Source organism: Zobellella endophytica, from assembly GCF_003012775.1.
GTDB lineage: Bacteria > Pseudomonadota > Gammaproteobacteria > Enterobacterales > Aeromonadaceae > Oceanimonas > Oceanimonas endophytica.
Genome location: NZ_PXYG01000005.1, coordinates 171,038 through 186,609 on the forward strand (window position 1 = coordinate 171,038; position 15,572 = coordinate 186,609).

Genomic DNA, 15,572 nt, shown 5'->3' on the forward strand with positions numbered 1-15,572 from the left:
CCAGTCTTTTTCGATAAAAACGAGCCCATGGCTCAGTACCGCAATCAGGGTTGCCCATGCATTTTCAAACCGACGATATCCGCATCAATGAAATCAAAGAACTGTTGCCGCCGATAGCGGTGCTGGAGAAATATCCGGCCACCGATACCGCCTCGGCCACGGTGTTCGAATCCCGCCAGGCGATTCACCGCATCCTGGCCGGCGAGGATGATCGCCTGCTGGTGGTGATAGGCCCCTGCTCCATCCACGATACCCACGCCGCCATCGAATACGGCAAGCGGTTGAAGCCGCTGCGCGACCAGTATGGCGACCGGCTCGAAATCGTGATGCGGGTATACTTCGAAAAGCCGCGCACCACGGTCGGCTGGAAGGGGCTTATTAACGACCCCTACCTGGACAACAGCTTCCAGATCAACGACGGCCTGCGCATCGGCCGCAAGCTGCTGCTGGATCTGAACGACCTGGGCCTGCCCACCGCCAGCGAGTTCCTCGACATGATCACTCCCCAGTACGTGGCGGACCTGATGAGCTGGGGCGCCATCGGCGCGCGCACCACCGAGTCCCAGGTGCACCGGGAACTGGCCTCCGGCCTGTCCTGCCCGGTGGGTTTCAAGAACGGTACCGACGGCACCATCAAGGTGGCGGTGGACGCCATCGGCGCCGCCAGCGCCTCGCACCACTTCCTCTCGGTGACCAAGTACGGCCATTCCGCCATCGTCGCCACCGCCGGCAACCCGGACTGCCATATCATACTGCGGGGCGGCAAGGAGCCGAACTACAGTGCCGAGCATGTGGCGGCGGTGTGCGATGGGCTGGCCAAGGCCGGCCTGCCGCAGAAACTGATGATCGACTTCAGCCACGCCAACAGCAGCAAGCAGTACCAGCGCCAACTGGTGGTGTGCGAGGACGTCTGTGGTCAGTTGGCCGCCGGCCAGCAGGCGATCATGGGGGTGATGGTGGAAAGCCACCTGGTGGCAGGACGCCAGGATCTGGAGGAAGGCAAGACATTGACCGTCGGCCAGAGCATCACCGACGCCTGTATCGGCTGGGAAGATACCGAGGCCCTGCTGGCCCAACTGGCGGAGGCGGTCACCGCCCGCCGCCAGGCCTGAGCCGATAGTCGTACATTAAAAATTAAAAAGGAGCCGAAAGGCTCCTTTTTGTTATTTGACTTCCACACCCTGGGCTTGCAGATCCGCGTGGTAGGAAGAGCGCACGAAGGGGCCGCAGGCGGCGTGGCTGAAGCCGATGCTGTCGGCCACGGCTTTCAGTTCGTCGAACTCGGCGGGCGGCACGTAGCGTTTCACCGGCAGGTGGTGGCGGCTGGGCTGCAGGTACTGGCCCAGAGTCAGCATGGTCACATTGTGTTCACGCAGATCCTTGAGCACCTCCACGATTTCCTCGTTGGTCTCGCCGAGGCCCATCATCAGGCCGGATTTGGTGGCCACCTGGGGGTGCATTTCCTTGAACCGGCGCAGCAGCTCCAGCGACCACTTGTAGTCGGCGCCGGGGCGGGCCACCCGGTACAGGCGCGGGGCGGTTTCCAGGTTGTGGTTGAACACGTCCGGCGGGGTGTCCTTGAGGATCTCCAGGGCGGTGTCCATACGGCCGCGGAAGTCCGGGGTCAGGATCTCGATCCTGGTGTTGGGGCTCTGCTCGCGGATGGCGCGGATGCAGTCGGCGAAGTGCTGGGCTCCGCCGTCGCGCAGATCGTCCCGGTCCACCGAGGTGATCACCACGTACTTCAGGCCCAGCTCCCTGATGGTCTTGGCCAGCTTGGCCGGCTCTTCCGGATCCGGCGCCAGCGGGCGGCCGTGGGCCACGTCGCAGAAGGGGCAGCGGCGGGTACAGATGGCGCCCAGGATCATGAAGGTGGCGGTGCCGTGGTTGAAGCACTCGGGCAGGTTAGGGCAGGAGGCTTCCTCGCACACCGAATGCAGCTTGTTTTCGCGCATGATGTTCTTCAAACCCTGTATGCGCTGGTTGCTGGGAGGAAGCTTGATCTTCATCCACTCCGGCTTGCGCAACACTTCCTCTTCCGCCTCCGGCATGTATTTGACCGGGATCAGGGCCATCTTGTCGGCGTCACGCAGTTTTACGCCGGGCTCGACGCGTACGGGTTTACTCATAATTTCAGCTTCTCTGTTGTGTAATAGAGATGCTGGTAACCAAGCTGTTCCGCCAGCAAGGGTACCAGGCGCGATTGGGCTTCTTCGATGGACTGCGGGCCGCCCAGGGCACAGCACTGGGTCATGGCCATGCCCGCATAGCCGCAGGGGTTGATGCGCAGGAAGGGGTTCAGGTCCATGTTGACGTTCAGTGCCAGGCCATGGAAGGAGCAGCCGCGGCGTACCCGCAGCCCCAGCGACGCTATCTTGCTGGCGCCCACATAGACGCCGGGGGCGTCGGGTTTGGCATGAGCTTCAATCTGGTATTGGGCCAGCAGGGTAACGATGGCGCTTTCCATGGCGGTGACCAGGTTGCGCACCCCCAGTTTCTTGCGGCGCACGTCCAGCAGCAGGTAAAGCACCAGCTGGCCGGGACCGTGATAGGTGACCTGTCCGCCCCGGTCGGCCTGGATCACCGGGATATCTCCCGGGTTGAGCACGTGCTCGGGCTTGCCCGCCTGGCCCTGGGTGAACACCGGCAGGTGCTCGACCAGCCAGAATTCATCCGTGGTGTCCTGATTGCGCCTGTCGGTAAAGGTCTGCATGGTGTGCCAGACGTGCTCGTAAGACGCCTGTCCCCAATGCCTGACGGTCAGATCCTGCGGTTGTTGCATCATGGTGTCCTAGAGCACGTACTTGACCAGTTCCAGCTTGCCCAGCTCCTGATACAGCAGCTCCACCTGTTCTTTGCTGTGCACCGTGACCTGCACGCTTACCGCATGGTAGTTACCCTTGCTGCTGGGGCGGATCTGTGGGCTGTAGTCACCCGGCGCGTGCTGCTGCAGCACTTCCACCACCATGTCGGGCAGGCGGGCGTCGGCCAGCCCCAGCACCTTGAACGGAAAACGGCAGGGAAAGTCGAGCAACTCATCAAATTTGGTATTCATGGCAACCTTTCAAACGGCAGTATTCAATTAGGTATGGAACGCGTTTCCACAGCCCGTGCCGCATTTTTATCATAAAACCTGCTAATCTGAAACCGACAACTTGCGGGGGGATTAAACACAGACTCAATGAAGTACAACGGGGACCCTGGGTCCCCGTTGCGGCATTAGTTGAACAAGCCCTGGATCAGCAGCTTGATGTAATCGATCAGCCGGCTGAACAGGCCGCCCTGCTCGATATCCTCCAGCGCCACCAGCGGCAGTGTCATCACATCCTCGCCGGCCAGCTTGAGGTGCAGGGTGCCGACCGGCTCTCCCTTGACCAGCGGCGCCTTCAGCGCCTTGTCGAGGGTAAAGTCGGCCTGCAGGTTCTGGGCCTGGCCGCGGGGGATGGTCACCGCCACCGCCTTGTCGACCCCCAGGCTGACGGTGTCCTTGTCGCCCATCCAGATGCGCTGGTTGATAAGCTCGGCACCGGCCTGGTAGGGGGTCAGGGTCTGGTAGAAACGGAAGCCGTAGGTCAGCAGCTTCTTGCTCTCGGAGGCGCGGACCCGCTCGTTGGCGGCGCCCATCACCACGGCGATCAGGCGCATGTCGTCCTTGGTGGCGGAAGACACCAGGTTGTAACCGACCGCTTCCACGTGGCCGGTCTTGATGCCATCGACGTTCAATGACTGATCCCACAGCAGGGAGTTGCGGTTATGCTGGGTGATGCCGTTGAAGGTAAAGGATTTTTCCGCGTAGACGGCGTATTCCTCCGGCACATCGCGGATCAGCGCCTGGCCCAGCAGCGCCATGTCGTAGGCGGTGGTGTACATCTCTTCGCTGTGCAGGCCGTGGGGGGTCACGAAGTGGCTGTTGTTCATGCCCAAGCGGGCGGCCCAGGAATTCATCAGATCGGCAAAGGAATTGACGCTGCCGGCTAGGTGCTCGGCCACGGCGATGGTGGCGTCGTTGCCGGACTGGATGATGATGCCCCGGTTCAGGTCGTCGATGCTGACCTGCTTGCCCACTTCCAGGAACATCACCGAAGAGCCGGGGAAGTTCTGGGCCCAGGCGGCTTCGCTGACGGTCACCATGTCTTCCCGCTTGACCTTGCCTTCCTCCAGCGCCTGACCGAGGATGTAGGAGGTCATCATCTTGGTCAGGCTGGCCGGCGGCAGCCGTTCATCGGCCTTCTCGGATACCAGCACCTGGCCGCTGGCATAGTCCATCAGCACATAGGACGTGGCGGCGATGGCCGGCGGCTCAGGGATCATGGGCGCGACGGTCTGGGCCTGGCCGGAGAAGGACACCACGGCGGCGAGAAACATAGTGGGGATAGTTTTAACCATACGCATAACGACTGTTTGGTCCCTGTAAAAATGGCAATGAGTGCCGGTTTAAGATGAAAGTCAGGCCGATTAGTTCAAAAAATACGCCTGGGCATAGCCTTCGGCAATCAGCCGGGCCAGGGTGTCATCCGTTTTACTGACCGGAATCGGCCCCATCTGCAGTTTGTACCATTCCGACTGGTGTTCGACCCGGGCGGGGAAACCATACTCCCTGCTCAACCGGGCGGCAAGTTCCTTGGCCTTGTCGCCGGAGCGGGTGGCCAGCAGCTGGATGTGCTTGCCGGCACCGGCTTGGGCCAGCCAGGTTTCCCGGCCGCTGGGTGCCGTGCGGATCAGCTCGACCCTGACCGGCGCCGTGCCGGTATCCAGCATGCCGAGTTTATAGGCGGCGGCATAGGACACATCAATGATGCGGCCGTCGTGGAAGGGGCCCCGGTCGTTGACCCGCACGATGACCTGCTTGCCGTTGGCGGTATTGGTGACCCGGACGAAGGAGGGCAGCGGCAGGTGCTTGTGCGCCGCGGTCATGGTGTACATGTCGTACACCTCGCCGTTGGAGGTATGGTAGCCGTGGAACTTGGTGCCGTACCAGGAGGCCAGGCCTTTGTCCTTGTAGTTTTCAATGTCCCGCCAGACCACGTAGTCGGCGCCCCAGACATTGTAATCCTTGTTGCCCTGACGGCTGTAGGGCTCGTAGCGCGGCACCGCGTCCTTGACGTGATCCAGGTTGGGCGCCACCCCGGGGGCCTTGTCCTGGCGCAGGGCGTAGCGACCGCCGGCGGTTTCCCGGTCGTAGGCCTCGTCGTTGTCTTGCCGCTCGGGCTGACTGCTGCTGCAGGCCGCCAGCCAAAGGGCGGCCAGGGGCAACACGCATTTAGCGAGATTGTTCATAAGCCTGCTTGATTTGCTCACTGAGTTGATAGACCGCCATGGCGTACAGAGGGCTGCGATTATAGCGGGTAATGACGTAAAAGTTATGCCGCACCACCCAGTATTCTGGGCCTTCCAGGCCATCCAACTTGATCAGTTTCACCGGGGTGTCCGCGTCCAGTTGCCGGTCCAGCACCACGCCGGCGGCGGCCAGTTCGGCCCAGGTCTTGTCGATTTCCAGGGCCGGGCTGAGCAGGGCGTCGGCCGTGTCCGCGTCGGTCACCCTGGCCGGGTAGGCCACGTCTTCGTTCCATTGCCAGCGATGCTGGTGGAAATAGTTGGCCACGCTGCCGATGGCGTCGGTCGGTGCGAACAGATCCCGCTTGCCGTCGCCGTCGAAGTCGACGGCGTAATGGCGGTAGCTGGAGGAGATGAACTGGCCCATGCCCATGGCACCGGCATAGGAGCCCTTGTGCTCATCCAGCGACCAGTTCTGCTCCCTGGCCAGCTGCAGGTAGTGGCCGAATTCGGAACGGAAAAATTCCCCCCGGGGCGGGTAGTGGAAGCCCAGGGTATAGAGGGCGTCCAGTACCTTGTGGCTGCCCATGTGGACGCCGTAAAAGGTTTCCACCCCGATGATGGCGGCGATGATCTGCGCCGGCACCTGCAGCTCCCGCTCGGCCCTGGCCAGGGTGTCGGCGTGCTGCTGCCAGAATGCCACCCCCTGCTGCAGCCGTTTTTCGGTGAGGAAAATGGGCCGGTACTGGTGCCAGGGCTTGCCCTCAGCCGGCCGGGTCATGGCGTCGATGATGGATTGCTGGTAACTGGCCTGCGCCACGGCCTCGGTCAGCTCGGCCCGGGGCAGTTCGAACTTGCCGGTCAGCTCGTCCAGCCACTGCTGTTGTTCATGATTCAGATCCGCCGCCTGCACCGAGGTGGTCAACAACAGGGCAGCAGGAAAAAAGGCAAGGCGCATTCAGTGATCCTTTTATTTCGCCAACAGGCGCTTATGGGTATGAACAGACATGAGAATGCCAAAACCGGCCATCAGTGTCACCATGGAGGTACCGCCGTAGCTGATCAGCGGCAGGGGCACCCCCACCACCGGCAGCAGGCCGCTGACCATGCCGATATTGACGAAGACGTACACGAAAAACGTCAGCGTCAGGGCGCCGGCCAGCAGCCGGGGAAAGGCACCCTGGGCCTGCACCGAGATGTAGAGGCCGCGGCCGATGATAAAGAGGTACAGCAGCATCAGCAGGCTGACGCCCACCAGGCCGAATTCCTCGCTCAGCACGGCGAAGATAAAATCGGTGTGCCGCTCGGGCAGGAACTCGAGCTGGGACTGGGTGCCCTGCAGCCAGCCCTTGCCCCAGAGGCCGCCGGAGCCGATGGCGATCTTCGACTGGATGATATGATATCCGGCGCCCAATGGGTCGCTTTCCGGATCGAGCAGAGTCAGTACCCGTCGCTTCTGGTAATCGTGCATCAGGAAAAACCACAGCGCCGGCAAAAACGCCGCCAGCGCCGCCGCTGCCGCCAGGATCAGCCGCCAGGACATGCCCGCCAGGAAGATCACGAACAGGCCGGAGGCGGCCACCAGCACCGAGGTACCCAGATCCGGCTGCCTGGCGATCAGCAGGGTGGGCACCAGCACCAGGGCGAAGGCCAGGCCCACGTGCAGCAGGCTGGGGGGCAACGGATAGCGGCTGATGTAGGCGGCGATGGTCATCGGCATGGCCAGTTTGAGGGCTTCCGAGGGCTGGAAGCGGAAGGCGCCGATCTCCAGCCAGCGCTGGGCGCCCTTGCCGATGTCGCCCACCAGCAGCACCAGCACCAGCAGCACCACTCCCAGCACAAACACCGGCGGCGCCCAGCGGGCATAAAAGCCGGGCGGCAGCTGGGCCAGCGCCATCATCACCAGCAGCGACATACCGATGCGGATCCCCTGGCGGGTGAGGGCCGCGGTGTCCTCGCCGCTGGCGGAGTAGAGTATCGCCATGCTGGCGGTGAGCAGGATCAGAAGGCCCAGCAGCAGGGGCCAGTCCAGGTGCAGCCGCTCCCATAACGGGCGGCGGCGACGGTGCTTATTCATCCGCGGCGAGCTCCTCTGAGGCGGTGGCTTCCGGTAGCAGGTAGGCGTCCAGCATGGCGCGGGCGAGGGGGGCGGCGTGGGTACTGCCGCCGCCGGCATTTTCCAGCACCACCGACACCACCACCTCCGGCTTTTCGAAGGGGGCAAAGGCGACGAACAGGGCGTTGTCGCGCAGGTGCTCCTGGGTGTTTTCGTGATCGTACTGCTGGTTCTCCGCCAGGCTGAACACCTGGGCGGTGCCCGACTTGCCGCCGGCCTGGTAGGGCGTGCCGGTGAAGGCCTTGCGCGCCGTGCCTTCGTTGCCGTGAACGACCCGGTACATGCCGGTCAGTCCCACCTCCCAGTAGCTTTCCTGCCTGAGCCTGATGGGCTCCCCCTTGCTGACGGGCATGACCCGTTTCTCCCCGTCGCTGACGATGCCGTGCAGCAGCCGGGGATGCACGGTTTCGCCGTGATCCACCATGATGGCGGTGGCCCGGGCCAGTTGCAATGGGGTGGCGGTCCAGTAGCCCTGGCCGATGCCCACCGAGATGGTGTCGCCCTGGTACCAGGGCTGCTTGTGGCGCGCCTGCTTCCAGTCCCGGGAGGGCATGGTGCCGCTGGCTTCCTCGTGCAGATCGATGCCCGAATACTGACCGAACCCGAAGCGGCTCATGTAGTCGTTCAGGGTATCGATGCCCAGCCGGTAGGCCAGGTCATAGAAAAAGGTGTCGGCGGAAATTTCGATGGCCCGGTACACGTCCATCCAGCCGTGACCCCAGCGCCGCCAGTCGCGGAACTTGCGGCTGGTATTGGGGATCTGAAAGTAGGGGCCGCCGAAGTAGCGGGTGCCCGGATTGAAGGCCCCTTCGTTGAGTCCCATCACCGACAGCATGGGTTTGACGGTGGAGGCCGGGGCGTAGATACCCTGGCTGGCCCGGTTGATCAGCGGCCGGTCGGGATCGTTGAGCAGGGCCCGGTATGCGGGGCCGCTGATGCCGTGCACGAACAGGTTGGGATCGTAGCTGGGGTTGGACATCACCGCCAGCAGGCGGCCGTCCTGCGGGGTCATCAGGATGATGGCGCCGCGCCGGCCTTCGAGCAGTTGCTGGGCTCGGAGCTGCAGGCGGATGTCGATGTTCAGGTAGATGTCGCTGCCCGGCACCGGCGGCTGATACTTGAGGGTGCGGATCACCCGGCCGCGGTTGTTGACCTCGACCTCCTGGTAGCCCGCCTGGCCATGCAGCAGATCCTCGTAATAGCGTTCCACCCCCAGCTTGCCGATATCCCGGCTGGCGGCGTAGTTGGCCAGCTTGTCTTCCTCGCGCAGCCGCTCCAGGTCCCGGTCGTTGATCTTGGCCATGTAGCCGAGCACGTGGGTAAAGGTGTCCCGGTAGGGATAGAACCGCTTGAGATAGGCTTCGATGGTGGCGCCGGGGTACTTGTGCTGATTGATGCTGAACAGCGCGACCTGCTCTTCGCTCAGCCGGCTGATCAGCACGATGGGGTTGAAGCGGCGCTGGCGGCGCGCGTCGGCCAGGAAGCGTTCCTTGAGCTCCGGGTCGAGCCCGAGCAGCGCGATCAGGCCGTCGACGGTGGCCTCGAGATCCTGCGCCTGTTCGGGGGTGATCTCCAGGCTGTAGATGGGGCGGTTTTCCGCCAGCAGGATGCCGTTCCTGTCATAGATAAGGCCGCGGGTGGGGGCGATGGGCACCACCTTGATGCGGTTGTCGTTGGAGCGGGTCTGGTAGTCCTGATGTTCGTTGATTTGCAGGTGGTAGAGGTTAACGAACAGGATGCCCATCAGCAGTAGTATGCCCAAAAAAGCCACCAGGGCCCGGCGCCAGTACAGGGACGACTCGGCACCGTGATCGCGCATCTTTACCCGGCCTTTTACCATGCTTACTCTCGGTGATAGGGATGGTTGTTATTGATGCTCCAGGCGCGATACAGGCTTTCCGCCGCCACCACCCGCACCAGGGGATGAGGCAGGGTCAGCGGCGACAGCGACCAGGACTGCTCGGCGGCGGCCTTGCAGGCGGGGGATAGGCCTTCGGGGCCACCGATCAGAATGGCGGTGTCCCGGCCGTCGAGCTGCCAGCGGGTCAGTTGCCCGGCCAGTTGCTCGGTGGTCCAGGGCTGGCCCGGGATGTCGAGGACTACGATACGCGCCGATTTGGGGACGGCGGCCAGCATCTGCTCGCCTTCCTTGTGCAGGATCCGCTCGATATCTGCATTCTTGCCTCTTTTGCCGGCGGCGACCTCGGTCAGCTCCAGCGGCAGATCCCGGGGAAAGCGGCGCTGGTATTCCTGAAAGCCGGCCGACACCCAGGCCGGCATTTTTGTGCCGACCGCCACCAGCTGCAATTTCATCAGGCTACGGCTCCGACGGTGCTGCCACCCCAGAGTTTTTCGAGCTGATAGAAGTCGCGGGTTTCTTCCTGCATCACGTGGACGATGACCTCGCCCAGGTCGACCAGCACCCATTCACCGGCGCCCTTGCCTTCCACGCCCAGGGTGTGCAGGCCGGCGTGCTTGGCTTCGGTAGCCAGGTGTTCGGCGATGGCGTTGACATGGCGGCTGGAGTTGCCCGAGCAGACTATCATGCAATCGGTGATGGTGGACTTACCGCGGACATCCAGGACCTGGATGTCCCGGGCTTTGAGATCGTCGAGTTTGTCGACGACAAAGGTGTGCAGTTCATTACCTTGCAAGGGGGTTTTCTCCTCAATTCCAAATGGCGGCGGATTATAACACGGGCCCCTGGTAGAGTCCCTTCTCTCGAATATAGGCCGTTACCGGATCAGGCAACAAATACTGCGGATTGTTCCCGGCCTTGATGCACTGGCGGATCTGGGTGGAAGACACCTCCAACTGGGGGTTGTCGATCAGGTAGATGCAGCCCCCGGGGCGGCGGTGCAGCAGTTCCCGATCCCGGGTGCCATGGGCCCGGTACAGCCCGGCGACATCGTCGTTGAAATCCGCCGTCCAGCCGGGCCGGTAGCTGACCACCAGGTGGGCGTGGTCGAGCAGCTCCCGCCAGCGGTGCCAGCGGTTGAGCGAGCAGAGCGAGTCCATGCCCATCAGGAAGCACAGGGGGCGATGGGGCAACTCCCGGCGCAGCTCGGTCAGGGTATCGATGGTGTAGGAAGGGCGGTTGCGCCTGAGCTCCCGGTCGTCCACCGTCAGCCCCGGGGTCTGGGCCACGGCCAGCCGGACCATGGCCAGGCGGTGCTCCGGCGCGCTGTCGGGGGTGGCCCGGTGCGGCGGGATGTAATTGGGCAGCAGGCGCACTTCGCCCAGCCCCAGCCGCTCCATGGTGCTGATGGCCGGGCGCAGATGGCCGATATGGATGGGGTCGAAGGTACCCCCCAGGAGTCCGATGGGTTTGCTCATGGTGTGATGATCAAGGGTTGTTCGTTCAGGAAGCCGATGCAGAGACTATAGAGCCAGCGCCAGGCTTCGTCGTCGTCGAAGGCGGCCACGGCCCGGTCCGCGGCCGCCAGCATGGCGTGCAGGCCGTGCAGCTTGGCCAGCGGCAGCCGGCCCAGCGCCGCCTGCATCAGCGGCTGGCGGCTGGACCAGACGTGCAGGGCGGCGGCGGCCTGATGAAAGTTCTGGCCGCCGTGCAGGGCCTGTTGCAGCGCCAGCAGGGTGCCCAGCTCTTTGGCCAGCAGGTGGCACAGCATGCCCGCTTCCACTCCTTCCTGGCGCAGTTGCAGCAGGATGCGGCAACCGCGCTTGACCTTGCCCTGCAGCAGCGGATCCAGCAGTTGGAAGGGGTTGAAGTGGTGATGGGGCTGTACATTCTGCTGCAACGCCGCCAGGGTCAGTGGCTGGGGCAGGCCGAGCAGGCTCAGCTTTTCGATCTCGCCGGCCACCGCCAGCAGGTTGCCCTCGAAGGCATAGGCCAGCCAGTGCAGGGCATCCGGCTCGGCGCGCAGCCTGTAGCGGTGCAACCGTTGCTCCAGCCAGCGGGGAAAGTGGCGGGCGTCCGGGGGAAACACGGTGACCGTGGGGCCTGCCGCCGCCAGGGCCTTGAACCAGGCGGTTTTTTGCTGGGCCTGGTTGAGCCGGGGGCCGGTGATCAGCAGCAATAAATCCGGGTGGCACTGGCCGGTGAGCTCGCGCAGCCGCTCGGAGCCGCTCTTGTCGAGCTTGTCCGGCAACTGCAGCTCGATGATCTGGCGGGCGCTGAACAGGCTGAGCGCCTGGCTGGCATCGAAGATGGCATCCCAGTCCAGCCCTTCATCCGCGTCGAAGCGGTGGCGCTCGTCGAAACCCCGCTCGCGGGCGGCCCGGCGCAGGGTGTCCAGGGCCTCCTGTTTGAGCAGGGGCTCGTCGCCGTAAATAAAATAGCAGGGCGCGAGCCCTGCCTGCAGATGTTGTGGCAGTTGCTCGGGATACAGACGCATCAGAACGACAGACGGCTTAGCTGGCGGAGGATCTGTTCGGCGGCCTCGAATTCCATCTGCTCGTGCAGCTGCTGCTGTTCGCGGCTGGAGGCCAGCGCCTGGTTGGACTTGTCCAGGAAGCTGCGGTTGAAGGCCACGTTGAATACCTGGCGCGGGGCGTCGGGCATGTCCAGGATGAAACGGGTACTGAAGCGCATGGCGTACTCGAGCGTATTGGCCCGGGCATTGACCGAGGCAGTGGTGTTGCTTTGCCCCAGGGGGGCGATGGTGAGCACCGGCGTGGCGCCGTCCGGCTCCACCAGCTGTACCCCGGCCCGCTGCAGGCGGGCCGATACCAGCCGGTAAAACTGGGTCTTGTCGTCACCGAGCAGCGCCAGCCGCTGCAGCTCGGGGGGCAGGTTTTCACCGCCCCTGAGCTGAAAACCGCAACCGGCCAGCAGCAGCGTCAGTACGATCAGTACCCCGGCCTTGATTCGAGAGAGCATAACAACTCCTTTAAAAACAGCGATAAGCTTGACGCCGGAAGCGTGAAGAGAAAGGCTTGAATGCTCAAGCCGTTATGCAATCCTTTTCCAGCTTCCAGCTTCCAGCTTCCAGCTTCCAGCTTCCAGCTTCCAGCTTCCAGCTTCCAGCTTCCAGCTTCCAGCTTTTAGTTCGCCACTATGTTCAGCAGTTTGCCGGGCACGTAGATCACCTTGCGGATGGTCTTGCCGTCCAGGTGGCGGGCCACGTTGTCCTCGGCCTTGCCGGCGGCTTCCACCACCGCCTGCTCGGCATCGGCGGCGACGGTCACCTTGCCGCGCACCTTGCCGTTGACCTGCACCACCACCAGCTTTTCGTCCTCCACCAGGGCCTCGGCCTCGGCCTCGGGCCAGGCCGCATGGTCGATGTCGTCATGGCCCAGGGCCTGCCACAGCTTGACCCCGGTGTGCGGCACTATGGGGTGCAGCATCACCACCACCGCCTCCAGCGCTTCCTGCAGCAGGGCGCGGTTCTGCTCGTCGTCCATCTCGACCCGGGCCAGCCGGTTCATCAGCTCCATGATGGCGGCGATGGCGGTGTTGAAGGTCTGGCGGCGGCCCACGTCGTCGCTCACCTTGGCGATGGTCTTGTGCACCTCCCGGCGCAGCGCCTTCTGCTCGTTGTCGAGGTCGGCCGGATCCAGCGCCGCCACCGCACCGCGGGACTGGTGCTCGAACACCAGCTTCCACAACCGCTTGAGGAAGCGCTGGGCGCCCTCCACCCCGGAGTCGGACCATTCCAGGGTCATGTCGGCGGGGGAGGCGAACATCATGAACAGGCGCACGGTGTCGGCGCCGTACTTGTCGACCATCACCTGGGGGTCGATGCCGTTGTTCTTGGACTTGGACATCTTGGTCATGCCGGTGTGCACCAGCTCGCGGCCGGCCTGGTCGACGGCTTTCCTGATGCGGCCCTTCTCGTCCCGCTCCACGCTGACCTCGAGCGGGCTGACCCACACCCGGCCGCCCTTGTCGTCGGTGTAGTAGAAGGCGTCGGCCAGCACCATGCCCTGGCACAGCAGGCGCTTGAACGGCTCGTCGGATGCCACCAGGCCGGTGTCGCGCAGCAGCTTGTGGAAGAAGCGGGCGTACAGCAGGTGCATGCAGGCGTGCTCGATGCCGCCGATGTACTGATCCACCGGCAGCCAGTAGTTGGCCTTGTCCACGTCCAGCATGCCCTGATCGTAGTCGGGGCTGCAGTAGCGGGCGTAATACCAGGAGGACTCCATGAAGGTGTCGAAGGTGTCGGTCTCGCGCAGGGCCGGCCGGCCCTGGTAAGTGGTTTTGGCCCACTCGGGATCGGCCTTGATCGGGCTCTGGATGCCGTCCATCACCACGTCTTCCGGCAGCAGCACCGGCAGGCTGTCTTCCGGCGCGCCGACCACGCTGCCGTCTTCCAGGTTGAGCATGGGGATGGGGGCGCCCCAGTAGCGCTGGCGGCTGACGCCCCAGTCGCGCAGGCGGAAGTTGACCGTTCTGCGGCCGAGGCCTTTTTCCGCCAGGGCAGCGGCGATGGCGTCGAAAGCCTGCTCGAAGTTCAGGCCGCTGAATTCGCCCGAGTCGAACAGCACGCCTTTTTCGGTGTAGGCGGCCTCGCTGATGTCGAGTTCGCTGCCATCGGCGGGCCTGATCACGGGAATAATGTCCAGCCCGTACTTGCCGGCGAATTCATAGTCGCGCTGGTCGTGGGCGGGTACCGCCATCACGGCGCCGGAGCCGTAATCCATCAGCACGAAGTTGGCGACCCAGACCGGCACCTGCTTGCCGGTCAGCGGATGCACCGCGTAAAAACCGGTGGCCATGCCTTTCTTCTCCATGGTGGCCATCTCGGCCTCCGCCACCTTGTGGTGCTTGCACTCTTCGATAAAGGCGGCGAGCTCCGGGTTGTGCTCGGCGGCTTTGGCGGCCAGCGGATGGGCGGCCGCCACCCCCACATAGGTTACTCCGAACAGGGTGTCGGGGCGGGTGGTATACACCTCGAAGCCGTCATCCTGGCCGTCCACCGCGAAGCGCAGGGTGACGCCCTCGCTACGGCCGATCCAGTTGCGTTGCATGGTCTTGACCTGCTCGGGCCAGCCTTCCAGCGCCTCGATGTCGTTGAGCAGCTCTTCCGCGTAGTCGGTGATCTTGATGAACCACTGGGGGATTTCCTTCTGCTCCACCGGGGTGTCGCAGCGCCAGCAGCAGCCGTCGTTGACCTGCTCGTTGGCGAGCACGGTTTCGTCGTTGGGGCACCAGTTGACGGAAGAGGTCTTCTTGTACACCAGCCCTTTTTCATAGAGTCTGGTGAAGAACCACTGTTCCCAGCGGTAGTACTCGGGAGTACAGGTGGCCAGCTCCCGCTCCCAGTCGTAGCCGAAGCCCAGCCGCTTGAGCTGGTGCTTCATATAGTCGATGTTTTCGTAGGTCCAGGGCGCCGGCGCCGTCTTGTTGTTGATGGCGGCGTTTTCGGCGGGCAGGCCGAAGGCGTCCCAGCCGATGGGCTGCAGCACATTTTTGCCCTGCAGACGTTGATAGCGGGAGATAACGTCACCTATGGTGTAGTTACGCACATGCCCCATATGTAGCCGACCTGAGGGGTAGGGGAACATGGACAGGCAATAGAACTTGTCTTTGCCCGGCTGCTCTGTGGCCTTGAAGGTCTGCTGCTCGGCCCAAAAGTGTTGCACTTCGGGCTCAATATTCTGGGGAATGTATTGCTCTTGCATTAGTGACGTCCGGTTCCGTGAAATGGGTGGTAACACATGCGATAAATCGGCATAGAATACCCCAGGGGGGATCAAGCAACAATAGCCGTCCCTCCCCGGCCCAACAGAGGAAAGTGCCATGAGCGAGAAAGAGGATAAGCATAAAAAAGGCTATGAAGCCTTTGTGGAGGAGCTGCGGCGGCAATGGGAGATGGCCGAAAACACCACCATCAAGGAGATGGTGGAAAAGACCCAGGCCTATATGGAGGCGGCCGGGGATCTGACCCGCGACGAACTGGCGCTGATCGCCGAGTATGTGAAGCGGGATCTGGCCGAATACAGCGGCGAGGCGTTCCGGGACAGCCTGTTCTACCGGCGCATCAGTGAAACCGTGTGGGGCTGGCTGGCCGGCGCCACCGACAAGAGCCGGCTGGAGTGGCAGGAGTTCACCCAGGATCTCGACCACCACGGCGAATACCGGGCCGGGGAAGTGGTGGGCCCCGGGTTGTACGATTGTGCCCTCTGTGCCCACCGTCATGAAATCAGTCACCCCGAGGTGCTCTCCACCTGCCTGGAGTGCGGCCACGACACCTTTATCCGCCGGCCGCTGCGGCCCTGA

At 63.4% G+C, this 15,572-nt stretch carries 16 protein-coding genes; 2 read left to right on the top strand and 14 right to left on the bottom strand.

The features are described 5' to 3' along the window. Positions 1-56 precede the first annotated feature (56 nt). Positions 57-1,112, top strand: coding sequence for a 3-deoxy-7-phosphoheptulonate synthase AroG (aroG, locus tag C7H85_RS12745; RefSeq protein ID WP_106730085.1), 1,056 nt, complete (start codon positions 57-59; stop codon positions 1,110-1,112). A 51-nt stretch (positions 1,113-1,163) separates the two neighbouring features. Here aroG and lipA read toward each other — a convergent pair whose 3' ends face one another. From lipA to leuS, 14 genes are all read right to left on the bottom strand, one after another. Beyond that, the gene (lipA, locus tag C7H85_RS12750) at positions 1,164-2,129 is read right to left on the bottom strand and encodes a lipoyl synthase (protein WP_106730086.1); all 966 of its coding nucleotides are present in this window, start codon (positions 2,127-2,129) and stop codon (positions 1,164-1,166) included. After that, a complete protein-coding gene (lipB, locus tag C7H85_RS12755) occupies positions 2,126-2,785 on the bottom strand; it encodes a lipoyl(octanoyl) transferase LipB (RefSeq protein WP_425445071.1) in 660 nt (219 codons plus the stop codon). The genes lipA and lipB overlap by 4 nt, the downstream gene beginning before the upstream one ends. Positions 2,786-2,791: 6 nt before the next feature. Continuing rightward, positions 2,792-3,055 (bottom strand): DUF493 family protein YbeD, encoded by a 264-nt coding sequence (gene ybeD / locus C7H85_RS12760; protein WP_106730087.1) that lies wholly within the window; start codon positions 3,053-3,055, stop codon positions 2,792-2,794. Between the two features lie 164 nt (positions 3,056-3,219). After that, positions 3,220-4,386, bottom strand: a complete 1,167-nt coding sequence (locus C7H85_RS12765) for a serine hydrolase (RefSeq protein WP_168388265.1) — start codon at positions 4,384-4,386, stop codon at positions 3,220-3,222. 69 nt (positions 4,387-4,455) lie between these two features. After that, the gene (locus C7H85_RS12770) at positions 4,456-5,277 is read right to left on the bottom strand and encodes a septal ring lytic transglycosylase RlpA family protein (protein WP_106730089.1); all 822 of its coding nucleotides are present in this window, start codon (positions 5,275-5,277) and stop codon (positions 4,456-4,458) included. After that, positions 5,261-6,232, bottom strand: coding sequence for a lytic murein transglycosylase B (gene mltB / locus C7H85_RS12775; RefSeq protein ID WP_106730090.1), 972 nt, complete (start codon positions 6,230-6,232; stop codon positions 5,261-5,263). The genes C7H85_RS12770 and mltB overlap by 17 nt, the downstream gene beginning before the upstream one ends. Positions 6,233-6,244: 12 nt before the next feature. Continuing rightward, complete coding sequence (rodA, locus tag C7H85_RS12780; RefSeq protein WP_106730091.1) at positions 6,245-7,351, bottom strand: rod shape-determining protein RodA; 1,107 nt, start codon at positions 7,349-7,351, stop codon at positions 6,245-6,247. Further along, the gene (mrdA, locus tag C7H85_RS12785; RefSeq protein WP_106730092.1) at positions 7,344-9,230 is read right to left on the bottom strand and encodes a penicillin-binding protein 2; all 1,887 of its coding nucleotides are present in this window, start codon (positions 9,228-9,230) and stop codon (positions 7,344-7,346) included. Before mrdA ends, rodA begins: the two co-directional genes overlap by 8 nt. A 2-nt stretch (positions 9,231-9,232) precedes the next feature. Beyond that, entirely contained in the window at positions 9,233-9,703 is a 471-nt protein-coding gene (gene rlmH / locus C7H85_RS12790) for a 23S rRNA (pseudouridine(1915)-N(3))-methyltransferase RlmH (RefSeq protein WP_106730093.1), read from the bottom strand. After that, positions 9,703-10,044 carry a ribosome silencing factor gene (gene rsfS / locus C7H85_RS12795; protein WP_106730094.1) on the bottom strand — a complete coding sequence of 114 codons (342 nt, stop codon included), beginning with the start codon at positions 10,042-10,044 and terminating at the stop codon, positions 9,703-9,705. Before rsfS ends, rlmH begins: the two co-directional genes overlap by 1 nt. A 34-nt stretch (positions 10,045-10,078) precedes the next feature. Further along, entirely contained in the window at positions 10,079-10,726 is a 648-nt protein-coding gene (nadD, locus tag C7H85_RS12800; protein ID WP_106730095.1) for a nicotinate-nucleotide adenylyltransferase, read from the bottom strand. After that, positions 10,723-11,745: a DNA polymerase III subunit delta gene (holA, locus tag C7H85_RS12805; RefSeq protein ID WP_106730096.1), complete on the bottom strand. Its 1,023-nt coding sequence runs from the start codon at positions 11,743-11,745 to the stop codon at positions 10,723-10,725. Before holA ends, nadD begins: the two co-directional genes overlap by 4 nt. Then, on the bottom strand, positions 11,745-12,230 hold the full coding sequence (locus C7H85_RS12810; RefSeq protein ID WP_106730097.1) for an LPS-assembly lipoprotein LptE: 486 nt from the start codon (positions 12,228-12,230) through the stop codon (positions 11,745-11,747). The genes holA and C7H85_RS12810 overlap by 1 nt, the downstream gene beginning before the upstream one ends. A 164-nt stretch (positions 12,231-12,394) precedes the next feature. Further along, a complete protein-coding gene (leuS, locus tag C7H85_RS12815) occupies positions 12,395-14,974 on the bottom strand; it encodes a leucine--tRNA ligase (protein WP_146140457.1) in 2,580 nt (859 codons plus the stop codon). Between the two features lie 118 nt (positions 14,975-15,092). Here leuS and C7H85_RS12820 point away from each other — a divergent pair, with 118 nt between their 5' ends. Beyond that, the gene (locus C7H85_RS12820; RefSeq protein ID WP_106730099.1) at positions 15,093-15,572 is read left to right on the top strand and encodes a zinc ribbon-containing protein; all 480 of its coding nucleotides are present in this window, start codon (positions 15,093-15,095) and stop codon (positions 15,570-15,572) included.

Excerpts from the sequence above, each read along its gene's own strand:
- aroG (WP_106730085.1), top strand. The coding sequence starts at position 57 with ATGCATTTTCAAACCGACGATATCCGCATCAATGAAATCAAAGAACTG.
- lipA (WP_106730086.1), bottom strand. The coding sequence starts at position 2,129 with ATGAGTAAACCCGTACGCGTCGAGCCCGGCGTAAAACTGCGTGACGCC.
- lipB (WP_425445071.1), bottom strand. The coding sequence starts at position 2,785 with ATGATGCAACAACCGCAGGATCTGACCGTCAGGCATTGGGGACAGGCG.
- ybeD (WP_106730087.1), bottom strand. The coding sequence starts at position 3,055 with ATGAATACCAAATTTGATGAGTTGCTCGACTTTCCCTGCCGTTTTCCG.
- C7H85_RS12765 (WP_168388265.1), bottom strand. The coding sequence starts at position 4,386 with ATGGTTAAAACTATCCCCACTATGTTTCTCGCCGCCGTGGTGTCCTTC.
- C7H85_RS12770 (WP_106730089.1), bottom strand. The coding sequence starts at position 5,277 with ATGAACAATCTCGCTAAATGCGTGTTGCCCCTGGCCGCCCTTTGGCTG.
- mltB (WP_106730090.1), bottom strand. The coding sequence starts at position 6,232 with ATGCGCCTTGCCTTTTTTCCTGCTGCCCTGTTGTTGACCACCTCGGTG.
- rodA (WP_106730091.1), bottom strand. The coding sequence starts at position 7,351 with ATGAATAAGCACCGTCGCCGCCGCCCGTTATGGGAGCGGCTGCACCTG.
- mrdA (WP_106730092.1), bottom strand. The coding sequence starts at position 9,230 with ATGGTAAAAGGCCGGGTAAAGATGCGCGATCACGGTGCCGAGTCGTCC.
- rlmH (WP_106730093.1), bottom strand. The coding sequence starts at position 9,703 with ATGAAATTGCAGCTGGTGGCGGTCGGCACAAAAATGCCGGCCTGGGTG.
- nadD (WP_106730095.1), bottom strand. The coding sequence starts at position 10,726 with ATGAGCAAACCCATCGGACTCCTGGGGGGTACCTTCGACCCCATCCAT.
- holA (WP_106730096.1), bottom strand. The coding sequence starts at position 11,745 with ATGCGTCTGTATCCCGAGCAACTGCCACAACATCTGCAGGCAGGGCTC.
- C7H85_RS12810 (WP_106730097.1), bottom strand. The coding sequence starts at position 12,230 with ATGCTCTCTCGAATCAAGGCCGGGGTACTGATCGTACTGACGCTGCTG.
- leuS (WP_146140457.1), bottom strand. The coding sequence starts at position 14,974 with ATGCAAGAGCAATACATTCCCCAGAATATTGAGCCCGAAGTGCAACAC.
- C7H85_RS12820 (WP_106730099.1), top strand. The coding sequence starts at position 15,093 with ATGAGCGAGAAAGAGGATAAGCATAAAAAAGGCTATGAAGCCTTTGTG.